This window comes from Nonomuraea sp. NPDC003709 (assembly GCF_040610775.1).
Taxonomy (GTDB): Bacteria; Actinomycetota; Actinomycetes; order Streptosporangiales; family Streptosporangiaceae; genus Nonomuraea; species Nonomuraea angiospora_A.
Genome location: NZ_JBEXMW010000019.1, coordinates 98,005 through 113,359 on the forward strand (window position 1 = coordinate 98,005; position 15,355 = coordinate 113,359).

A 15,355-nucleotide genomic window follows, 5' to 3' on the forward strand; every position below is an offset into this window, starting at 1 on the left:
GTAAGTCAGCCGACCGTCTTCGGCTTCTTATATTGAGATTAACATGACTGGATGGGCCGGTCGAGATTTGTTTTGCAATTATTTTGAGGCCAGATAATTGTCATTTAATTTGCATGGGAATATGCGCCGCCGGCCGTGGCCGGCGGATTTGTTTTTCGTTTTGCCGGTTGTCAGGTCTTTCTTTTTTCCGCCTCCATGAGCGCGGCCCCGATGCGTGTCGTGTCCGCCTCGGACCCGAACGACGCCGACAGGCGCAGGCACGAGCGCAGCGCGATGATGACGGCCCCCTCTCCCCTGACGCCTTCGATCTCGTGGAGCGCGGCGGCCAGGTGCTCGCGCGCGGCCTCCACGTGTCCCAGCCGGTGCTGCCGCAACGCCGCCACCTGGTGGGCCAGGGCACGCATGTCCCAGGGCGCACGGGGACCGGGCCGCAGGGGGGCCTTCGGGGCCACCCCGGTGGCCAGCGCGCTCTTCATGCGGCAGCGCTCGGCCGCGGCGGCCAGGCCCATCTCGCGATACAGCGCCGCCGCCCGATCCAGCCAGCCGGCCGCGCCGGGCAGGTCGTCCTGCAACTCCCTGACCATGCCGCGGAACTCATAAGCGCCCGCCTTGCCGATGAGATGGCCGGTGCCGGCGAAGACGGACTCCGCCTCGGCCAGCAGGCTCTCGGCCCGCCGGCCGTGGCCGCGCATGGCGAGCAGGAACGCCATGGGGCAGGCGACCGCGGCGTCGCGGACCGGGGTCTCGGCCAGGCGCCGGCGCAGGTCGGCGCATTCGGCGAGCGCCTGCGTGACCGGCGTGCCGCCGTAGGCCAGGCACAGCGCGAGGTTGCCGAAGATCTCGCTCTCCCCGAAGCAGTAGGCCGCCCGGCGGGCCTGGGACTCGGCGACTCTGAGGCTCGCCTCCGCGGCCCGGTAGTCGCCCGACTGGGCGGCCCGCAGGGCTTCGAGCAGCAGGAGCCGGGCCCGGGTCCCGGCGTCGCCGGACAGCTCGGCCAGGCGGTGGGCCTGGCGCAGCAGTTCGGCGTCCCACGTGCCGCGGGTGAAGAGGATGGCCAGCTCGTTGGCGCGCAGGTTGGCCGCCGCGGGGAGGTTGGCCCTGGCGGGGACGCGGGCGCGGGTGCGCCTGATCCGGGCCAGGGCCTCGGCCGGACGGCCGCAGGCCGCCAGGGCGTAGGTCTCGATAGCGCCGATCTCCGCCTCCAGGGCGGGGCCGGCGATGCGCAGCCGCCGGGCGCGCCCGGCCAGCTCCAGCCCGAGCGAGACGTCAGCGCGGGAGATCGCCAGGCGGGCGGCCGCGCACAGGCAGCCCGCCGCCCGCGCGGCCGCCGAGCGGTCCTCGGCGGCGCCCGGCGCGAGGTCGTGCCAGGCGCGGTGGGCGTGCTCGGCGTGCAACGCGGCGGAGTCGATGTCGCCGGGGTGGCGCAGCGCGCGCCGCCGCAGATGCTCGGCGATGTCGGCGTGGACGCGGGCCCGATCGGCCAGGCGCAGCCGCGTGTAGGCCACCTCTCCCACGAAGGCGGAGGTGAGCTCCAGGCCGCCCTCGGCCAGCTGGGAGAGGGCGGCGTCCACCTCGGCCTCGCCCATCCCGCAGGTGGCCAGGAGATCGGTGAGGGCGACCTGCCCGCCCCAGGCGCCCGCGCAGCCGAGGATCCGCACCGCCTGAGGGCCGAGCCGGTCGATCCGGGAGCCCAGCGCGGCCTCGGCGCTGGGCGCGATGAGGTCGCGCCGGTCGGCGCCCGCGCCGGTCTCAGCGCCGGTCTCAGCGCCGGTCTCTGTGGCAGTCTCTGAGGCGGTCAGGGCGGCGAGCTGCTCCAGGAACAGGGGGTTGCCGCCGCTGCGCAGGACGATCTCATCGGCGTGCGGCAGCGCCCCAGGCAGGCTCAACCGGGCGGACAGGCTCTCCAGCAGGGTACGGGACTCGGCGGGCGCGAGCAGGGGCACGGCCAGCCGATCGGCCTCGGGGATCGGGAGCGCGGGCAGCACGCGCCCGCTCAGCAGGAGGACGACGCTGCCGCCACCGGGCTCGTCGGGCCCGCCGCAGAGCTGGGCCAGCTGGTCCAGCGCCTTGTGGCAGTCGTCCACGATCACCACCACGGGGCGCCCGCGAGACAGCCGGGCCAGGCGGCGGCGCAGCGTCCAGCGCAGCTCCTCGGCGCTTGGGTGCGCGGCCGAGCGGCCGGCCCGTTCGTCGCGGGCGGGCCCGACCTGCCCGGCCTGCCCGCCGCTCAGCCGGGCCAGCTCGTGGTCGAGCTGCTGGAGCGGCCACAGCCCGCGCCGGTCGCCGTCGTGTTTGCAGGTGACGAACAGCACCTGGCCGCGGCTTTCCAGGGCCCGGCCGAGCTGGTGCAGGATCCTGGTCTTGCCGACGCCGATGTCCCCCTCCAGGGCCAGCGTCGACAGGCCGGGCTCGCGCATCGCCCGCTCCAGCCTCGTGGTCAGGTCGGCCATCAGGCGCCGCTGGTTGACCAGCTCGTCGACCGGCTGGCCGACCGGAGGGCCGCCGTGCTGCTCCACCAGCCAGCACCGCAGCGGCTGGGCGAAGCCCTTGGCCTCGACGGGGTCCAGGGGGCGGCAGCGCACGGCCTGCCTGGCCAGCAGCCAGGTCTTCAGGTCGAGGACGACGCCGCCGGACGGGGCGAACTGCTGGAGCCGGGCGGCGCGGTTGGTGACAGGCCCGACGGCGAAGGAGGCCGAGCGGGTGGTGGTGAGCACTCTGCCGGACGCGATGCCGAAGCGTACGGACAGCTCGATGCCGCGGCGGCGCAGGGCCTTGGCCCGCGCGGCCAGCCGGCGCAGGGCCTCGCCCGCGGCCTGGACGGCGCGCACCGCGTCGTCCTCGTGCTCGCCGTCCGCGCCGAAGACGCCGACCACGGCGTCCCCGATGAACTTCTCCAGGCGGCCGCCCCGGGCGTGCAGTGCCTGGCTGACATCCGTGAAGTACGCCTCCAGGACGTCGTTCCAGAGTTCGCCGCCGAGCCGTACGGCGAGTTCGGTCGAGCGTTCGACGTCGCAGAAGACGACCGTGACCAGCCGGATGCGTGCCTGCGCCGGCTGGGTGGCCGTGATCGCGACGCCGCAGGCCATGCAGAAGCGTGCGGCGGGCGGGCCGGTGGCGCCGCAGCGGCGGCAGACGGCGTCGTTCCTGGGCGCAAGGGTGGTGTTCACCAGCAGAACCCACCACCGTCCATGTGGCCCTCGACGTCGCCCGCCGCCTCCTCCAGCCGGCTCTTGACGTCGGCCAGCAGTTCGATCTCCTCCTGCGACAGCGACTGCAGCACCGCGCGCTGCTCGGGGGTGGCCAGCTCCAGGTCGAAGCCGAGTTCGGCGAGGCGGGACAGGTCGGTCATGGTCGGTCGCTCCTTTCTGCGCGCGGTACGAGCTCCCGGACGACGTCGCCCAGGCCGTGTACGGAGGTCAGCGCGCTGCGCGTGAGCAGGGACTCCTGGCGGCGGCTGATCGGGCCGGTGTCGAGGAGGCGGGCGAGCCGGTCGCCGTGGTGAGCGTCCAGGAGCGCGTGGCCGGTGATCGTCCTGAACGCCGTGCCGGGCAGCCCGGTGCGGCCGGCCAGCGACCGGGCGAGTTCACCGGCAGGGGGATACCACTCCAGCACGGCCATGTGGCCGAGCAGCGCGATGGGATGTTCGTGGCGCAGCCAGTAGTACTGCGCGCCCACCAGCCGGGCGACCGCGGGGGCGGCCAGGCGTTCGCGCAGGTTCCGGGGGGTGCCGCCGGCTGCCGCGTAGTCGGACATGACCCAGCTGCTGTGCCCTGATTCGTCCTTGATCTGTGCGGTGTAGTAGGAGGCGAGGGCGGGCGCCACCGGGTCCGTGCGCCGCTCGCTCTCCTGCAGCGCGGCGCGCAGCAGCGGGACGGTCGCCCGCGTCATGCTGTAAGAGACCTCCAGCCAGGACAGATACGCCTCCCGGACGCGGTCGCCGCAGAACATCCGGCCGCTCGCCCGGGCCAGGCCGGGGGCGAGCAGGTCGAGCAGCGCGCGCAGCCGGGTGCCCGTCGTCGTCCTACCGGCCATGGCGCCCCTCGGGAATCGTCGCGGCCAGCGCCACGGCCATCCGCCGGGCCTCGGGCGCGGCCTCGGCGCTGTCGTGGGCGGCCCAGCAGGCGCGGCAGATGTCGGCGTAGCGCGTTTCCCGGAGCCCGGCGAACGGCGGGAGGGCGGCGAGCGCGCCGGGGCCGTGCGCGCCGACGATCTGCAGGACGGGCGAGGCCCGCAGCGAGCGCAACGCGGCGGCGACCTGGCCGCGCTCACCCGCGAACGAGCGCAGCGCGGCGGGTCCGCCGCCCGCGATGACGGCCTCGCCGCAGCAACCCAGGACCGTGCCGTCGTAGCGGATGGTGGGAGAACGGGTGAGCGGGCAGCGGCCGAAGTCCGCGCACCGCCTGCGGGGCGTGGGGTGGAAGACGCCGGCGCCGCGTCCGTGCCGCAGCGGCGTGATGACGTTCACCTCCGCGGTGGCGCCGGCCACGGCGGCAAGGGGTCCGGGCAGGCCCGGCTCGGGGCCCGGCTCGGGGCCCGGCTCCGCGAGGAGCTGGACGATGAGATGGCAGCCGGCGTCGATGATCGCCTGTGCGGCGGCGGCCGGCCGTGCCGCGCCGACCGGGTGAAAGCGGTCGGTGCTCAGGACGACCGTCGACACCTGGCGCAGGATCCGCGTGATCCAGGAGTCCGGCCGGGCCGGCGCCCAGTAGCCGCTGGTGAAGACGACGACGTCCTTGCCCGCATCGCGCAGGACCGAGACGGCGTGCGACAGCCCCCGCCGCTCGGCGAACGGCTCGCCGCCGGAGATCGCGACGGCCTGGAGTTCGGGCACGGCCGCGATCCCCGCCACGATCTCGGCGAACAGCTCCCAGTCCGTGATGCCGGCGCCGTCTGCCTCGGCGGAGACCGAGCAGTGGCGGCAGCCGACGGGGCAGCGGTCGGTGATGAACAGCAGCGCGCTGGCGCCGGGTGTGGCGCGCAGCCGCTCGGTGTCCGCCAGCGTCAGCCTGCGCACGCGTCCTCCCATCCCAGCGCGACCAGGCGGCTGTAGCGGGCCGAACCCCACCGCGCCACGAAGCGGTAGGGGTCACGATCCTCGGCCAGGGCGCGGGCCATCCTCTCCACGGCCTGGCCGGCCGCTCCGGCCAGGTACTGCTGCGCGCGCGCCGCCGTTGCCGGCTCCTCGGACAAGCCCATGCACGTCGCGCATGGGCCGCCGGCGCGCTCGCCGGAGCCGAAACGCCGCTGGGTCAGCTCGGGGCCGATCGCCCGGACCATCCGCAGCAGGGCGCGGGCCTCGCGCCGGGCACGCAGCGCCGGCCAGCCGTCCGCGGCCTGGCCCAGGACCAGATGCGCGGGGCGATGCCGCTCGAGCAGGCTCTGGCGGGCGCAGCCGTACACGGTGCCGTCGTAGCCGACCAGCGGCCAGGTGGCGAAGTCGCAAGGCGCGGGCCCATCGGCGGGCCCAGGGGCCGGCCCGGCAACAGGCGCGGAGGGCCGGGCCACGGCGCGGGCCCGGCCGGTCGGCTGGAGATGGGTGACCAGGACGGGCACCCGGTCGGCGAACTCGCGCCTGATGTCGGCGACGGCCTCGGCCAGGTACGGGTCGTCGTCGTCGACGCCGGTGAGCTGGAAGCTCACGCCGGGCACGAGGTCCAGCGCGGCGTGGACCGCGCGGTAGACCTCCGCCCTGGCCACCTCGCGCTCGTGGTGGGCATCCAGGCTGGCCGCCAGGTGGTCGACGGAGCCGAGCGCGCGCCGGATCGGCCCCGGCAGCCCTCGCCCGGATCGCGCGAAGTACATGCCCGACAGGACGTAGCTGCGGGTCCCGGCCTGCCTGGCCCGTCCGGCGAGCTCGGCCACGAGGCCCGCCCGCAGCAGCGGTTCGCCGCCCGACATCAGCATGACCTCGGGATGGTCGTCGCGGGTGAACGACTCCACCAGCCGTCGGAAGGGGCCGCCCGGGAACTGCGTCCCGCCCATCGAGGAGTCGGTCGAGCAGTGAGCGCACGACAGGGGGCAACGCTGCGTGAGCGCCAGCTGGATCCCGGCGGCGGGGATCGCGCGCAGTGCGGCTATCTCGGCCAGGTGCATGCCGTGCCTACCCGCGCTCGCCCAGCAGCTCGGCCAGGGCGGTGACCAGGGCGTCGGCGGCCTCGCGGCCCTTGCCGTCCCGGCGGCCCAGCGCGGCGTCCAACCGCCGCAACGGGTCCGACTCCTGTTGCGCCCGCAGGCCCGGTCCCAGGGATCGGGCCGCGACCAGCAGGGACAGCGCCGACGACGACTGGCGGGTGATCTCCGTGAGCAGCTCGATCGCCGCGGCGTCGCCGTAACCGTCCAGCCGGGGATCCAGCACCTCCAGCACGCCGATCGACTCGCCGTCGAGGTCCAGAGGGCCGGCCATGATCTCGTTCGGCACGAATCCGGTGCTCTCGGCGAACTCGCGGTTGAACCGCGGGTCGCGCCGCAGATCGTGCGCGATGATCGTCTCCCCGGTGTTCCAGACCCACCCGACGATGCCCTGGTCGCAGGGGACGGACACGCCCAGCAACCGGTCCTCGCCCGCGCCCGAGGAGGCCTCGAAGACGAGCTCGTCGCGCCGGCGGTCGTACAGGAACACCGAGGCCGCGCCGGATCGGAAGGCGAGGCGGGCCAGCCGTACCGACGAGCGCAGCAGCTCGTCGTGGGTGGCCGGGTCGAGGAGCCGGCCGACCGTGGGGCGCAGGGCGCCCGGGATCTCGTAACTCACGTCTCTCCTCACCTGAGATTGCCTGCCGCGCCCGCCAGTACCTGCTTGAGCTGCGCCGTCCTGAACCCCGGGTGTTTTTGCAGGATGCGCGCGCACAGTCCGGTGACGTGGGGGGCGGCGAAGCTGTTGCCGGATACGGTCAGCCTCGCGCCGGGCGGTCCCGCCGCCGGGATGCCGACTCCGGGGGCGAAGAACTCGACGGGCGGGTCCGGGCTGAGTTCGATGTGCTCGGGGTCTTGCGAATCGTGGGAGCCCACGGACAGCACGGAGGGGAAGCGCCACGGGTAGCTGTCCACCGGGCTGTTGTGCGCGGCCGACACCAGGGTCACCCCGGCGAAGTAGGCCTCGTCGGCCAGGTCGTGGAGCCGTTCCTTGAAGGCCGGTTTGCGGGTGGACAGGCTCAGGTTGACCAGGGCGAAGCGGTGCCGGATGGCCCATTGCAGGGCCGCGAGCAGCGCCTCGCCCTGGCCGTGCAGGTTGCGTCCCAGGACGCGGACGCTGACCAGGTCGCAGTCCGGCGCCAGCCGGCGGATGATCGCCGCGCACGTGGTCCCGTGTCCCGCGCTGTCGCCGTCCTGGTCCGGCTCGACCGTCCAGGAGGTCCCGCTCTCCCGTACGGCGAAGCAGTCGACGCGGCCGGGGGCGTCCTCGGCCCGGACGCCGCTGTCGATCAGGCACACGCGTACGTTCCTGCCGGTGGCCTCGCCCCAGGCCCAGTGGCGCGAGATCGCGCCGGGCAGCACCAGGCTGCGCGCGTCCACCGTGGCTCCCGTGGAGGTGTGGGCGAAGCGGATGGTCCTGCGCGGGCGCGCCGCCGTGCCGGTCATGACCGGTGACCGGCGCCGTCGTGGGCGCGCAGGCGGTAGTGCAGGCCGCCGACCGCGGGCGTCTCGACCGTCAGCGCGCCGCGCAGGGCCGAGGCGGGCGCGGGTAGCGCGTGCGCCACGACTTCGGCGGCCTCGCCGCGCGCCGAGCCGTCGCGCAGGAGGATCAGTGCCACGGGGACGAGTACCACCATGGCCGCCACGACGATCGGCTGGAAGGAGCCCATGGCGCCCAGCCAGAGCGCGCCGATCGCCAGCCCGCCCACCTGCGCGAGGTTGGTGTAGGCGTCGAGCGTGGCGAAGGAGCGCCCCAGCAGCTGTTGCGGTACGGCGTTCTGCACGACCGTGACGTAGACCACGAAGAGCACCGACGTCCCCAGGCCGACCAGCGCGATGCCCGCCACCGCCAGCGGCGCGACACCCGACAGCAGGGCGGGGCCGACCGCGCAGAAGGCGGCCGTCACGCACAGGCCCGCGCCGCGGATCCGGTGGGCGGCGGCGAACCAGGTGCCCAGGGGGCCGCCGAGCATCCCGCCGATGGCCTGGCCGGTGGCCAGGACTCCGGCGAAGTCCGGTGATGCGCCCAGCCCCGAGGTGATCATCGCGAACCAGCTGCTGGACAGGAACCCGGCCGCCAGGCCGCACCCGAGGTTGAGCAGGGTGACCGTGCGCAGTTCTGGCCGGCTGGTGATGAGCCTGGTGCCGCGCCGCAGGGACTGGATGTAGCTTTCGGGCTCCGGGCGCGCCGGCCGGTGTCTCGCCGCCCGCGCGAGGGGGGCGAGCAGTGCCAGGGACACGAGGAACGTGGCGATGTCGAAGACGATCACGGCGGTGATGCCGCCGGACATCGTGAAGATCAGCACCCCGGTCCCCGGGGCGGCGAGCCGGCCGGCCTGCATCGCCGACTGCAGCCACCCGTTCACCGACGACAGCCGGCCGGCCGGGGCGAGCTGGGGCAGCAGCGCGTCGCCCGCCACCGAGATCAGGCCGGCGTTGACGCCCTGCAGGAGCTGGACGATGTAGACGATCCAGATGTCGGAGCGGTCGTCGACGAGGAAGAAGCACGAGATCATCGCCGCTCCGGCGGCCTGGCTCGCGGCGAGGGCGGCCAGCCGGTCCATTCTGTCGATCAGCTGGCCGATGAGCGGGTAGGCGAGGGTCGGCAGAGCGAACAGCAGCATCGACAGGGCGGCCGCGTCGTCGCGTCCGGTCAGGGTCCTGACCCAGATGACCACGACCATGCCGGACGCCCAGCTGCCGAAGGTCGACAGGGCGCGGGAGCCGACGAAACACACCAGGAGCGCACGGCCAGGGTTGGCGATCATGGACCTCTCTCCAGTGGGGTCAGGCCAGCGGGATCGGCGCGAGGTTGACGGGCCGCCCGCTGACCAGGGCCTCGCGGGCGGGGTGGCGACGCAGGCGGCGGGCGAGGTCGGGGCTGCCGGGTCCCAGTTCGAGCGGATACAGGTCCGGGGAGCGGGCGACGATCGTGTGGATCCCGTGGGGGCGCAGCCAGGCGGGCGTGATGTCGGCCACGTGGAGCGCGACGCCGCTGCGGGCCAGCCGCTCGGCCAGAGCGCGCACGCTCTGCTCGCTGTCGTCCTGCCCGCAGTCGTCCTGCCCGCAGTCGTCGGCGGGCGCGGCGGCCCGGGCGGTGGTGAGGGGTCCCGAGTCGAGGAGGTCGAGCAACCGGGCCTTGTCCGGATCGAGGTAGTAGAAGGCGTGGTCGATGAAGTCCGCGAACGTGAGCTCCTCGTGCCGTCCCCGCCTGAGGCGTTCCGCGGCGACCTGGTGGACGCTGCCGGCCTCGACGGCGGCGCGCGCGGCCGCCCGCCGCAGCGTGCGGTCCGCGGCGCTGCCGACGGTGCGCACCTGGTGGCCGTCCACCTGCCCGCCGGCGACGCTGACGACGGTCGGCAGGTCGTGCAGGGGCGACAGGTCGGCCAGGGTGAGGGTCAGGCCCTGCCCGCGCAGCGCTTCGACCTGATCGGGAACGAGGTCGCCGGCGGGCAGGCGCGGCGGGCGCAGGCCGAAGCGCCACGTCGTCATGAGGGCGTCGCGTTCCAGCAACTCCAGGAGGCCGCGCTCCACCGCGCTCCAGTAGGAGTCGCCGGCGGCCGCCCCGTTCGAGGTCGGCCGGCCGGGGCCGGCCGACCTGGGGCAGGGTGGCGGGTGAAGGTAGAAGTCGCCCGCGGGACCCTCGAGCATGGCGCCGCAGGCGAGGTCGCGCACCGGGATGGTCCGGCCGGCGAGCGGGCAGCCCGGGCCGGCCGGCGCTTGCCCGCGGCCCGGAGGCTCCCTGAGGGCCAGGCGTTCGGCGCATTCGTAGAGCGCGTTCCTTCTGGCCGACGCCCTGTGCGGCGAGCGTCCCGCACCGCTCGTCGGGATGTACGCGCCGTGCAGCCGATCGACCGCCACCCCTGAGGCGATCACCAGCCAGTCCGCGCTGCCGTGGGTGTGCGGGGCGTGTTCGGTGACCTCGAACACGGGTCCGGTGCGCGCCGAGACCAGGGCCTGCTCCAGGGCCTGCTCCGGGGCCTGCTCCGGGCCCGCGGGCATCACCATGACGCCTCGCATGACGCCTCGCCCCCGCAGGCGGGGCAGGCGGCCACCGGCACGAGGGTGTGACGCGTGATGGCGGCCCCCGGCCGGGTCGGCACCTCGACGTACGATCCGGGCGGCGAGGGGTCCGCGCGCAGCCAGTCCAGCGCCATGCGGGCCGCCAGGCCGGCGATCATGTGGAGGTGCCACGGGCCGGCAGGTCCCGATCTGCCCGAGCGCATCAGGACGCCGTACTCGGCCGGGTGGGCGTAAGCGCTGGCGCGCCTGGACCAGTAGCACTCCAGGCACCCGGTGCGGCCGGGCACGAACAGCGGGCCGACGAGCACCGGGGCCGCCGCCCGCGAGTCCACCAGCAGCCACGGGGCCCCGGCGGCCAGGAAGGCGCGGTTGACCCCCGGGAGGTCGCCCGGCCCCGCGACGACCACGGCCAGCCCGCCGGGCGGGCACGGCCCCGGGACGGGCTTGCCGTACACCTCGTGGGGTTGCCCGCGCAGCTCGGCGCGCAGCAGGTCCTCGATGAGGGCGGCGCTCGCCCCGCTCCCCTGCACGGTGATCGACCGGCCGGCGGTCGCACCGGCCCCGGGGTCGCGCTCACGCAGGACGCCCCGCTCGGCGAGCCGGCTCAGCCGGGCGGCGGTGTCCGGGCCGGAACGGATGACCCGCTGCCGGCCGGCCAGCAGTTCGCGCACCTGCCGGCCGATCCGCCCCCGCAGGATGGCGTACCAGCCGTGTGCCGAGACGATGACACCGCCAGGCCGGTCGTGGAGGTCGGCCCAGCTCGCGTGCGGCGTCGGCTCGTACTCGATCGGCGGCGGGTCAGTCACAGCGGACCAGCCCCTTCGACTGCGCGGCCAGGTCCAGCCGCTGCCGCCAGTTGAACTTGTAGCTGGGGCAGGGCGGGGCGCCGTCGTGCCACAGCTTCGGGCAGCTGCCGCCGCACACGGGCAGGAACGGACAGCGGGCGCAGGGCCACCGGTCCTGCTCGATCTCGTCGTACCAGGTGTCGAACATGCCGGCGGGCCGCAGGGCGGTGGTGGCGAGTTCGTCGAGCGTGGCGAGCACGCCGCTGTCCCGGTCGCGGGGCACCAGGGGGTGCTCCGAGCAGGAGTAGACGGCGCCGGACGGGTCGAGAAGCTCGCCGTTCCTGGTCGTGGCCAGGCACGTCGTGCTCCTGCGCCGGGTGGGCAGCAGCCGGAAGCGCAGCCCCAGCGAGCGGGCCAGCGCCAGCCACTCGGCCTCCCGCTCGGCGTAGCCCGCCGGGGTGAGCTCCACGTCGGAGACGTCGTTGCCCCAGGAATGCACCGGCATGAGGTCGAGGTCGACCGACGGGTGCCCGAGCCCGTGCGCCGCCAGGGTCTGCAGCAGGCCGGGGATGTCGTCCTGGTTCTCGGCATCGACGTTCACGCGGATGTCGAAACGCAGCTGCGGATGGTTGCCGGCGGCCAGCACCGATGACAGCAGAGCGACGATCTTGCCGAAGGTCCGGCGGCCGTTCTTCATCTTCCTTCTGCGGTCATGGGTGTCGGCGGCGCCGTCCAGCGTCACCTGGATGGCGCGCACCCCGCACTCCCCGTACAGGACGTCCACCCGGCGCTCGTCGAGGAGGCTGCCGTTGGTGATGATCGCCGCGGAGTAACGGGTGCCGTGCCGGGCGGCGGCGGGCAGGAACCGCCCGCTCATCTCGACGATGGTGCGAAAGCCCAGCAGCGGTTCGCCGCCGAACCAGGTGACCTCGACGTGGCCGGTGCCGGGGTCCGACATGGCCGCCAGGACGCGGGCGATCATCCGTTCCATCCGCTCGTGCCGCAGCGAGCCCTTGCGATGCTCCTGGCCGCAGTAGCTGCACGCCATGTTGCAGTAGGCCGTCGGCATGATGGTGAATCCGCGCAGCCCGGGACGGGCGGAGGTGTCCCTGATGCCGTCCAGCACCGAGCCGAGCTCGTCTTCAGGGGGCACCAGGATCTCGCGGCGGGCCAGGTCGTCGCGGACGTCCTGGCCCAGCTCGGCCAGGGCGCCCGTTTCCAGCAGGCGCGCGGTCCGCGGCGAGACGGAGAAGACGCGGCCGGTCCTGGACGAGTAGCCCAGGCACACCCGTTCGCCGGCCTGGGTCCGGTATTCGTGGGGCGACAGGAGAAGGTATCTGCTGCGTACCAGAGGTGACATCGGCGGCATCCGATCCATGGCTGGCGTGTGGTTCAACCGTGCGCGCCGGCCGATGCGCCCGAAACCCTCCTCCAGAGGGGTGTTGCGGCCGCTCCCCCGCCGTCGAGGGGCGGACCTCGGCGGCGCTTTGCTGGAACGTGATCGGCATGCGGGATTTTCGCTTCGGGTGCAACGTGTTCAGCGTCGGCACGCGCACGGAGTTCGTCGCCACGTGCCGCGAGGCGGACGCCTACGGCTTCGACGTCGTCCTCGTGCCCGACCATCTGGGCAGCGGGGCGGGCAAGCCGTCGGCGACGGCGCCCTTCCCCGCTCTGGTGCTGGCGGCCGAGACCGGCGGGCGGATGCGGGTGGGTACGTTCGTGCTCAACATCGCCTACTGGAACCCGTACCTGCTGGCCAGGGAGGCGGCCACCACCGACCGGCTCATCGGGGGCAGGCTCGAGATCGGGCTGGGAGCCGGGCATCTGCCCGGGGAGGCCGCGGAGGCCGGGATCGCGTGGGCGAGGTTCGGGGACCGGCTGGCGCGGCTGGAGTCCGCGGTCGAGCGGCTACGGCTGCTGCTGGAGCAGGACGACAGGTACGCCGGCGCCCAGCGGCCGCGCCCGCCCCTGCTGATCGCCGGCACCGGCGACCGGATCCTGCGGCTGGCGGCGCGGCGGGCCGACATCGTGGCGGTGGCGGGCGCCTACCCGTGCCCAGGGGGGCGGCCGCGGCTCGGGACGGCGCGCGAGATCGACGAGCGGGTGCGGTTCGTGACCGGCCAGGCGGGCGAGCGGGCGGGCGAGCTGGAGCTGAACCTCCTCGTCCACGAAGTGATCATCACGGGGAACAGGCGGTCGGCCGCGGCGGACCTGGTCGCCGCGCACTATCCCTACTACAGCGTCGCCGACGCCCTGGACAGCCCGTTCCTGCTGATCGGCACCAGGAAGCAGATCGCCGAGCAGATCCTCGAGCGCCGCGAGCGCTACGGCTTCAGCTACATCGCCGTCCACGACTGCGAGATGCGGAGCCTGGGCCCGGTGATCGGGGAGCTGGGGCGGGCGGGCTGATGACGGATCCGGACTCCCTGAACGTGCTGCTGTCCCCGTACGGGGTCGTCTCCCGGGTGGAGGCGGCACACGAACTGGACAGTCCCGAGCGGCTGTCGTTCGCCGTGGCCGGCATCGGCAGCGGCATGCCGGGGCGGGCCACCTCCAGCTACGGCCGGATCCAGAAGGGCGGCCTGGCGGCGGTGAACCACGTGTTCAGCGGCGGCCGGGCCTGGGACTCCCCGGCCATGGCGCGCTTCGTGGCCATCGCGGAGGGCGCGGAGCGCTACGCCGGGTTCGACATCCTCGGCGAGGAGCGGATCTGGGCCAGCGCCGACGAGCTCGGCGGCGACTGCCTGGACCCGGCGCGCTACCCGCGCTGCTCCCCCGCAGAGTACGCCGCCGCGGACTGCCCGATGCGCCCCTTCGACCCGGCGGCCCGCATCCGGTGGTCGCGGGGGCTCGACCTGGTCACCGGGCGCGAGGTCTGGGTGCCGTCCGTCATGGCCTGCCCGGGGCTGCGGGACGCGGTGCCGGCGGAGGGCTTCACCTTCCGCATGTCGACGGGCATGGCGGTGCACACCGACCCCGTGGAGGCGGTCGTCCAGGGGATCTGCGAGGTCGTGGAACGGGACGCGGCGGCGCTCACCTGGCTGCAACGCCTGCCGCTGCCCCGGATCGCGGCCGGCGACCGCTCCGAGGCGGCACAGGTGACGATCGACTGGTGCGCGGCCCGGTCCGTCGAGACCCACCTGTTCGACGCCTCGACCGAGCTCGGCGTCCCGGTCGCCTACTGCGTCCTGGCCGACCGCCGCGACCGGCGAGCCTGCCACGCCGTGGGCGCGGGCACCGGGCGCACCCTTCGCGCGGCGGCGGACAAGGCGCTGTTCGAGGCCGTCGGCATGCGGGCCGAGCTGCGCCGGGCGACGGGCCCGGCGCCGGACTCCCCCGCGGACTTCCGCGCGATGGAGGACGGCGCGCGGTACATGGGCGCGGCAGGCCGGGCGCCGGCGTTCGCGTTCCTGCTGGGTCAGGCGGGGACGGGCGCCGGGCGGCCCGCGCCGCCGGCAGCGCCGCCGGACGTGCTGCCGGACGTGCCCGATCTCGCGTTGCGGCGGCTCGTGAGCGGCCTGGCCGCGGCGGGGATGCGGGCCGTCGTGGTCGACCGCACCCCCGACGAACTGGCCGGCGCGGGACTGACCGCGGTCAACGTCATCGTCCCTGACCTCCAGCCGCTCAGCCTGCATCCGCGCGCCCAGTTCAAGGGCCATCCCCGCCTGTACGAGGCGCCCGCCCGCATGGGCCACAGGGTGCTGGCAGAGGAGGAGCTGAATCCGTGGCCGCAACCGTTCGCGTGATCGCCGTGGGGCAGGGGCCGTTCGGCGCCCGGGTCGCCGACCGTCTCCGGGACCGGCCGCCCGGCTCCCGGGTCGCCGTCGACGATCTCGACGCCCGGTTCACCGTCGACGATCTCGACGCGGTGTTCGCCGCCGGGGCGCAGGCCGTCGTGGTGGCGCTGTGGCGGCCGGCGCCGGGCCTGTGCGAACGCGCCGACGAGCTGTCGCACGCCACCGGTACGGCCTGGCTGCCGGCCGTCATGGAGGATGCCTCGATCACCGTAGGGCCACTGGTGCGGCCGGGCAGCGGTCCGTGCTTCCGCTGCTACGCCGACCGGCGCGTCCAGCACGACCCGCGCTGGCACCGGACGCGGGCCAGGGACGCGGCCTACGACTGCGACCCGGCCCTCGGCCCGGCCGGGTTCCGGCCGCGGCATGCGGACGTGGCCGCGACAGCGGCCCGCCTGCTGCTGCGCCCGGCCGGGGACGGCCAGGCAAGGGCAGCCCGAGATGCGGCGGGAGATGCGGCGGGAGCGGTGATCACCCTCTCGATTCCCGGTCTGTCCCTCTCGCGCGACCGGGTGGTGGCCTGTCACGGCTGTGACCGCTGCGGCCGTCCACGGCCGGCCCGCGACCTACGGCGCCTGCTTCGACTCGACGAATGGCGCACCCCACAGTGAACGACGGAGGGCA

Annotated in this window: 14 protein-coding genes; 3 read left to right on the forward strand and 11 right to left on the reverse strand. The window is 74.5% G+C overall.

Features of this window, described 5'->3' with window-relative positions; translation table 11 throughout:
- Nucleotides 1–170 precede the first annotated feature (170 nt).
- The 11 genes from ABZX61_RS44115 to ABZX61_RS44165 are packed head-to-tail and all read right to left on the reverse strand — an operon-like array spanning nt 171 to nt 12,297.
- A complete protein-coding gene (locus ABZX61_RS44115) occupies nt 171–3,167 on the reverse strand; it encodes an AAA family ATPase (protein ID WP_355203533.1) in 2,997 nt (998 codons plus the stop codon).
- A complete protein-coding gene (locus ABZX61_RS44120) occupies nt 3,164–3,349 on the reverse strand; it encodes an aroma-sacti cluster domain-containing protein (protein WP_355203536.1) in 186 nt (61 codons plus the stop codon). Before ABZX61_RS44120 ends, ABZX61_RS44115 begins: the two co-directional genes overlap by 4 nt.
- Nucleotides 3,346–4,032, reverse strand: a complete 687-nt coding sequence (locus ABZX61_RS44125; RefSeq protein ID WP_355203539.1) for an iron-containing redox enzyme family protein — start codon at nt 4,030–4,032, stop codon at nt 3,346–3,348. Before ABZX61_RS44125 ends, ABZX61_RS44120 begins: the two co-directional genes overlap by 4 nt.
- The gene (locus ABZX61_RS44130) at nt 4,022–5,014 is read right to left on the reverse strand and encodes a 4Fe-4S cluster-binding domain-containing protein (protein ID WP_355203542.1); all 993 of its coding nucleotides are present in this window, start codon (nt 5,012–5,014) and stop codon (nt 4,022–4,024) included. The genes ABZX61_RS44125 and ABZX61_RS44130 overlap by 11 nt, the downstream gene beginning before the upstream one ends.
- On the reverse strand, nt 5,002–6,093 hold the full coding sequence (locus ABZX61_RS44135) for a hypothetical protein (protein WP_355203545.1): 1,092 nt from the start codon (nt 6,091–6,093) through the stop codon (nt 5,002–5,004). Before ABZX61_RS44135 ends, ABZX61_RS44130 begins: the two co-directional genes overlap by 13 nt.
- Nucleotides 6,094–6,100: 7 nt before the next feature.
- Complete coding sequence (locus ABZX61_RS44140) at nt 6,101–6,748, reverse strand: GAF domain-containing protein (RefSeq protein WP_355203548.1); 648 nt, start codon at nt 6,746–6,748, stop codon at nt 6,101–6,103.
- A gap of 8 nt (nt 6,749–6,756) precedes the next feature.
- Complete coding sequence (locus tag ABZX61_RS44145) at nt 6,757–7,575, reverse strand: S8 family serine peptidase (protein ID WP_355203551.1); 819 nt, start codon at nt 7,573–7,575, stop codon at nt 6,757–6,759.
- Nucleotides 7,572–8,897, reverse strand: a complete 1,326-nt coding sequence (locus tag ABZX61_RS44150) for an MFS transporter (RefSeq protein WP_355203554.1) — start codon at nt 8,895–8,897, stop codon at nt 7,572–7,574. The genes ABZX61_RS44145 and ABZX61_RS44150 overlap by 4 nt, the downstream gene beginning before the upstream one ends.
- A gap of 19 nt (nt 8,898–8,916) precedes the next feature.
- Nucleotides 8,917–10,149: a YcaO-like family protein gene (locus ABZX61_RS44155; protein WP_355203557.1), complete on the reverse strand. Its 1,233-nt coding sequence runs from the start codon at nt 10,147–10,149 to the stop codon at nt 8,917–8,919.
- Nucleotides 10,131–10,958, reverse strand: a complete 828-nt coding sequence (locus tag ABZX61_RS44160) for a TOMM precursor leader peptide-binding protein (RefSeq protein WP_355203560.1) — start codon at nt 10,956–10,958, stop codon at nt 10,131–10,133. Before ABZX61_RS44160 ends, ABZX61_RS44155 begins: the two co-directional genes overlap by 19 nt.
- The gene (locus ABZX61_RS44165; RefSeq protein WP_355203563.1) at nt 10,951–12,297 is read right to left on the reverse strand and encodes a radical SAM protein; all 1,347 of its coding nucleotides are present in this window, start codon (nt 12,295–12,297) and stop codon (nt 10,951–10,953) included. Before ABZX61_RS44165 ends, ABZX61_RS44160 begins: the two co-directional genes overlap by 8 nt.
- A 146-nt stretch (nt 12,298–12,443) precedes the next feature.
- Here ABZX61_RS44165 and ABZX61_RS44170 point away from each other — a divergent pair, with 146 nt between their 5' ends.
- Genes ABZX61_RS44170 through ABZX61_RS44180 form a run of 3 tightly spaced genes read left to right on the forward strand, consistent with a single transcriptional unit; the run spans nt 12,444 to nt 15,342 of the window.
- Nucleotides 12,444–13,346 carry a TIGR03621 family F420-dependent LLM class oxidoreductase gene (locus ABZX61_RS44170; protein ID WP_355203566.1) on the forward strand — a complete coding sequence of 301 codons (903 nt, stop codon included), beginning with the start codon at nt 12,444–12,446 and terminating at the stop codon, nt 13,344–13,346.
- Nucleotides 13,346–14,683 (forward strand): YcaO-like family protein, encoded by a 1,338-nt coding sequence (locus ABZX61_RS44175; protein WP_355203568.1) that lies wholly within the window; start codon nt 13,346–13,348, stop codon nt 14,681–14,683. The genes ABZX61_RS44170 and ABZX61_RS44175 overlap by 1 nt, the downstream gene beginning before the upstream one ends.
- A complete protein-coding gene (locus ABZX61_RS44180; RefSeq protein WP_355203570.1) occupies nt 14,662–15,342 on the forward strand; it encodes a TOMM precursor leader peptide-binding protein in 681 nt (226 codons plus the stop codon). The genes ABZX61_RS44175 and ABZX61_RS44180 overlap by 22 nt, the downstream gene beginning before the upstream one ends.
- Nucleotides 15,343–15,355 lie beyond the last annotated feature (13 nt).

Bases quoted from the DNA above. Each gene is read 5' to 3' on its own strand.
- ABZX61_RS44120 (WP_355203536.1), bottom strand. From the start codon at position 3,349: ATGACCGACCTGTCCCGCCTCGCCGAACTCGGCTTCGACCTGGAGCTG.
- ABZX61_RS44165 (WP_355203563.1), bottom strand. From the start codon at position 12,297: ATGTCACCTCTGGTACGCAGCAGATACCTTCTCCTGTCGCCCCACGAA.
- ABZX61_RS44170 (WP_355203566.1), top strand. From the start codon at position 12,444: ATGCGGGATTTTCGCTTCGGGTGCAACGTGTTCAGCGTCGGCACGCGC.
- ABZX61_RS44135 (WP_355203545.1), bottom strand. From the start codon at position 6,093: ATGCACCTGGCCGAGATAGCCGCACTGCGCGCGATCCCCGCCGCCGGG.
- ABZX61_RS44150 (WP_355203554.1), bottom strand. From the start codon at position 8,897: ATGATCGCCAACCCTGGCCGTGCGCTCCTGGTGTGTTTCGTCGGCTCC.
- ABZX61_RS44145 (WP_355203551.1), bottom strand. From the start codon at position 7,575: ATGACCGGCACGGCGGCGCGCCCGCGCAGGACCATCCGCTTCGCCCAC.
- ABZX61_RS44155 (WP_355203557.1), bottom strand. From the start codon at position 10,149: ATGCGAGGCGTCATGGTGATGCCCGCGGGCCCGGAGCAGGCCCCGGAG.
- ABZX61_RS44175 (WP_355203568.1), top strand. From the start codon at position 13,346: ATGACGGATCCGGACTCCCTGAACGTGCTGCTGTCCCCGTACGGGGTC.
- ABZX61_RS44125 (WP_355203539.1), bottom strand. From the start codon at position 4,032: ATGGCCGGTAGGACGACGACGGGCACCCGGCTGCGCGCGCTGCTCGAC.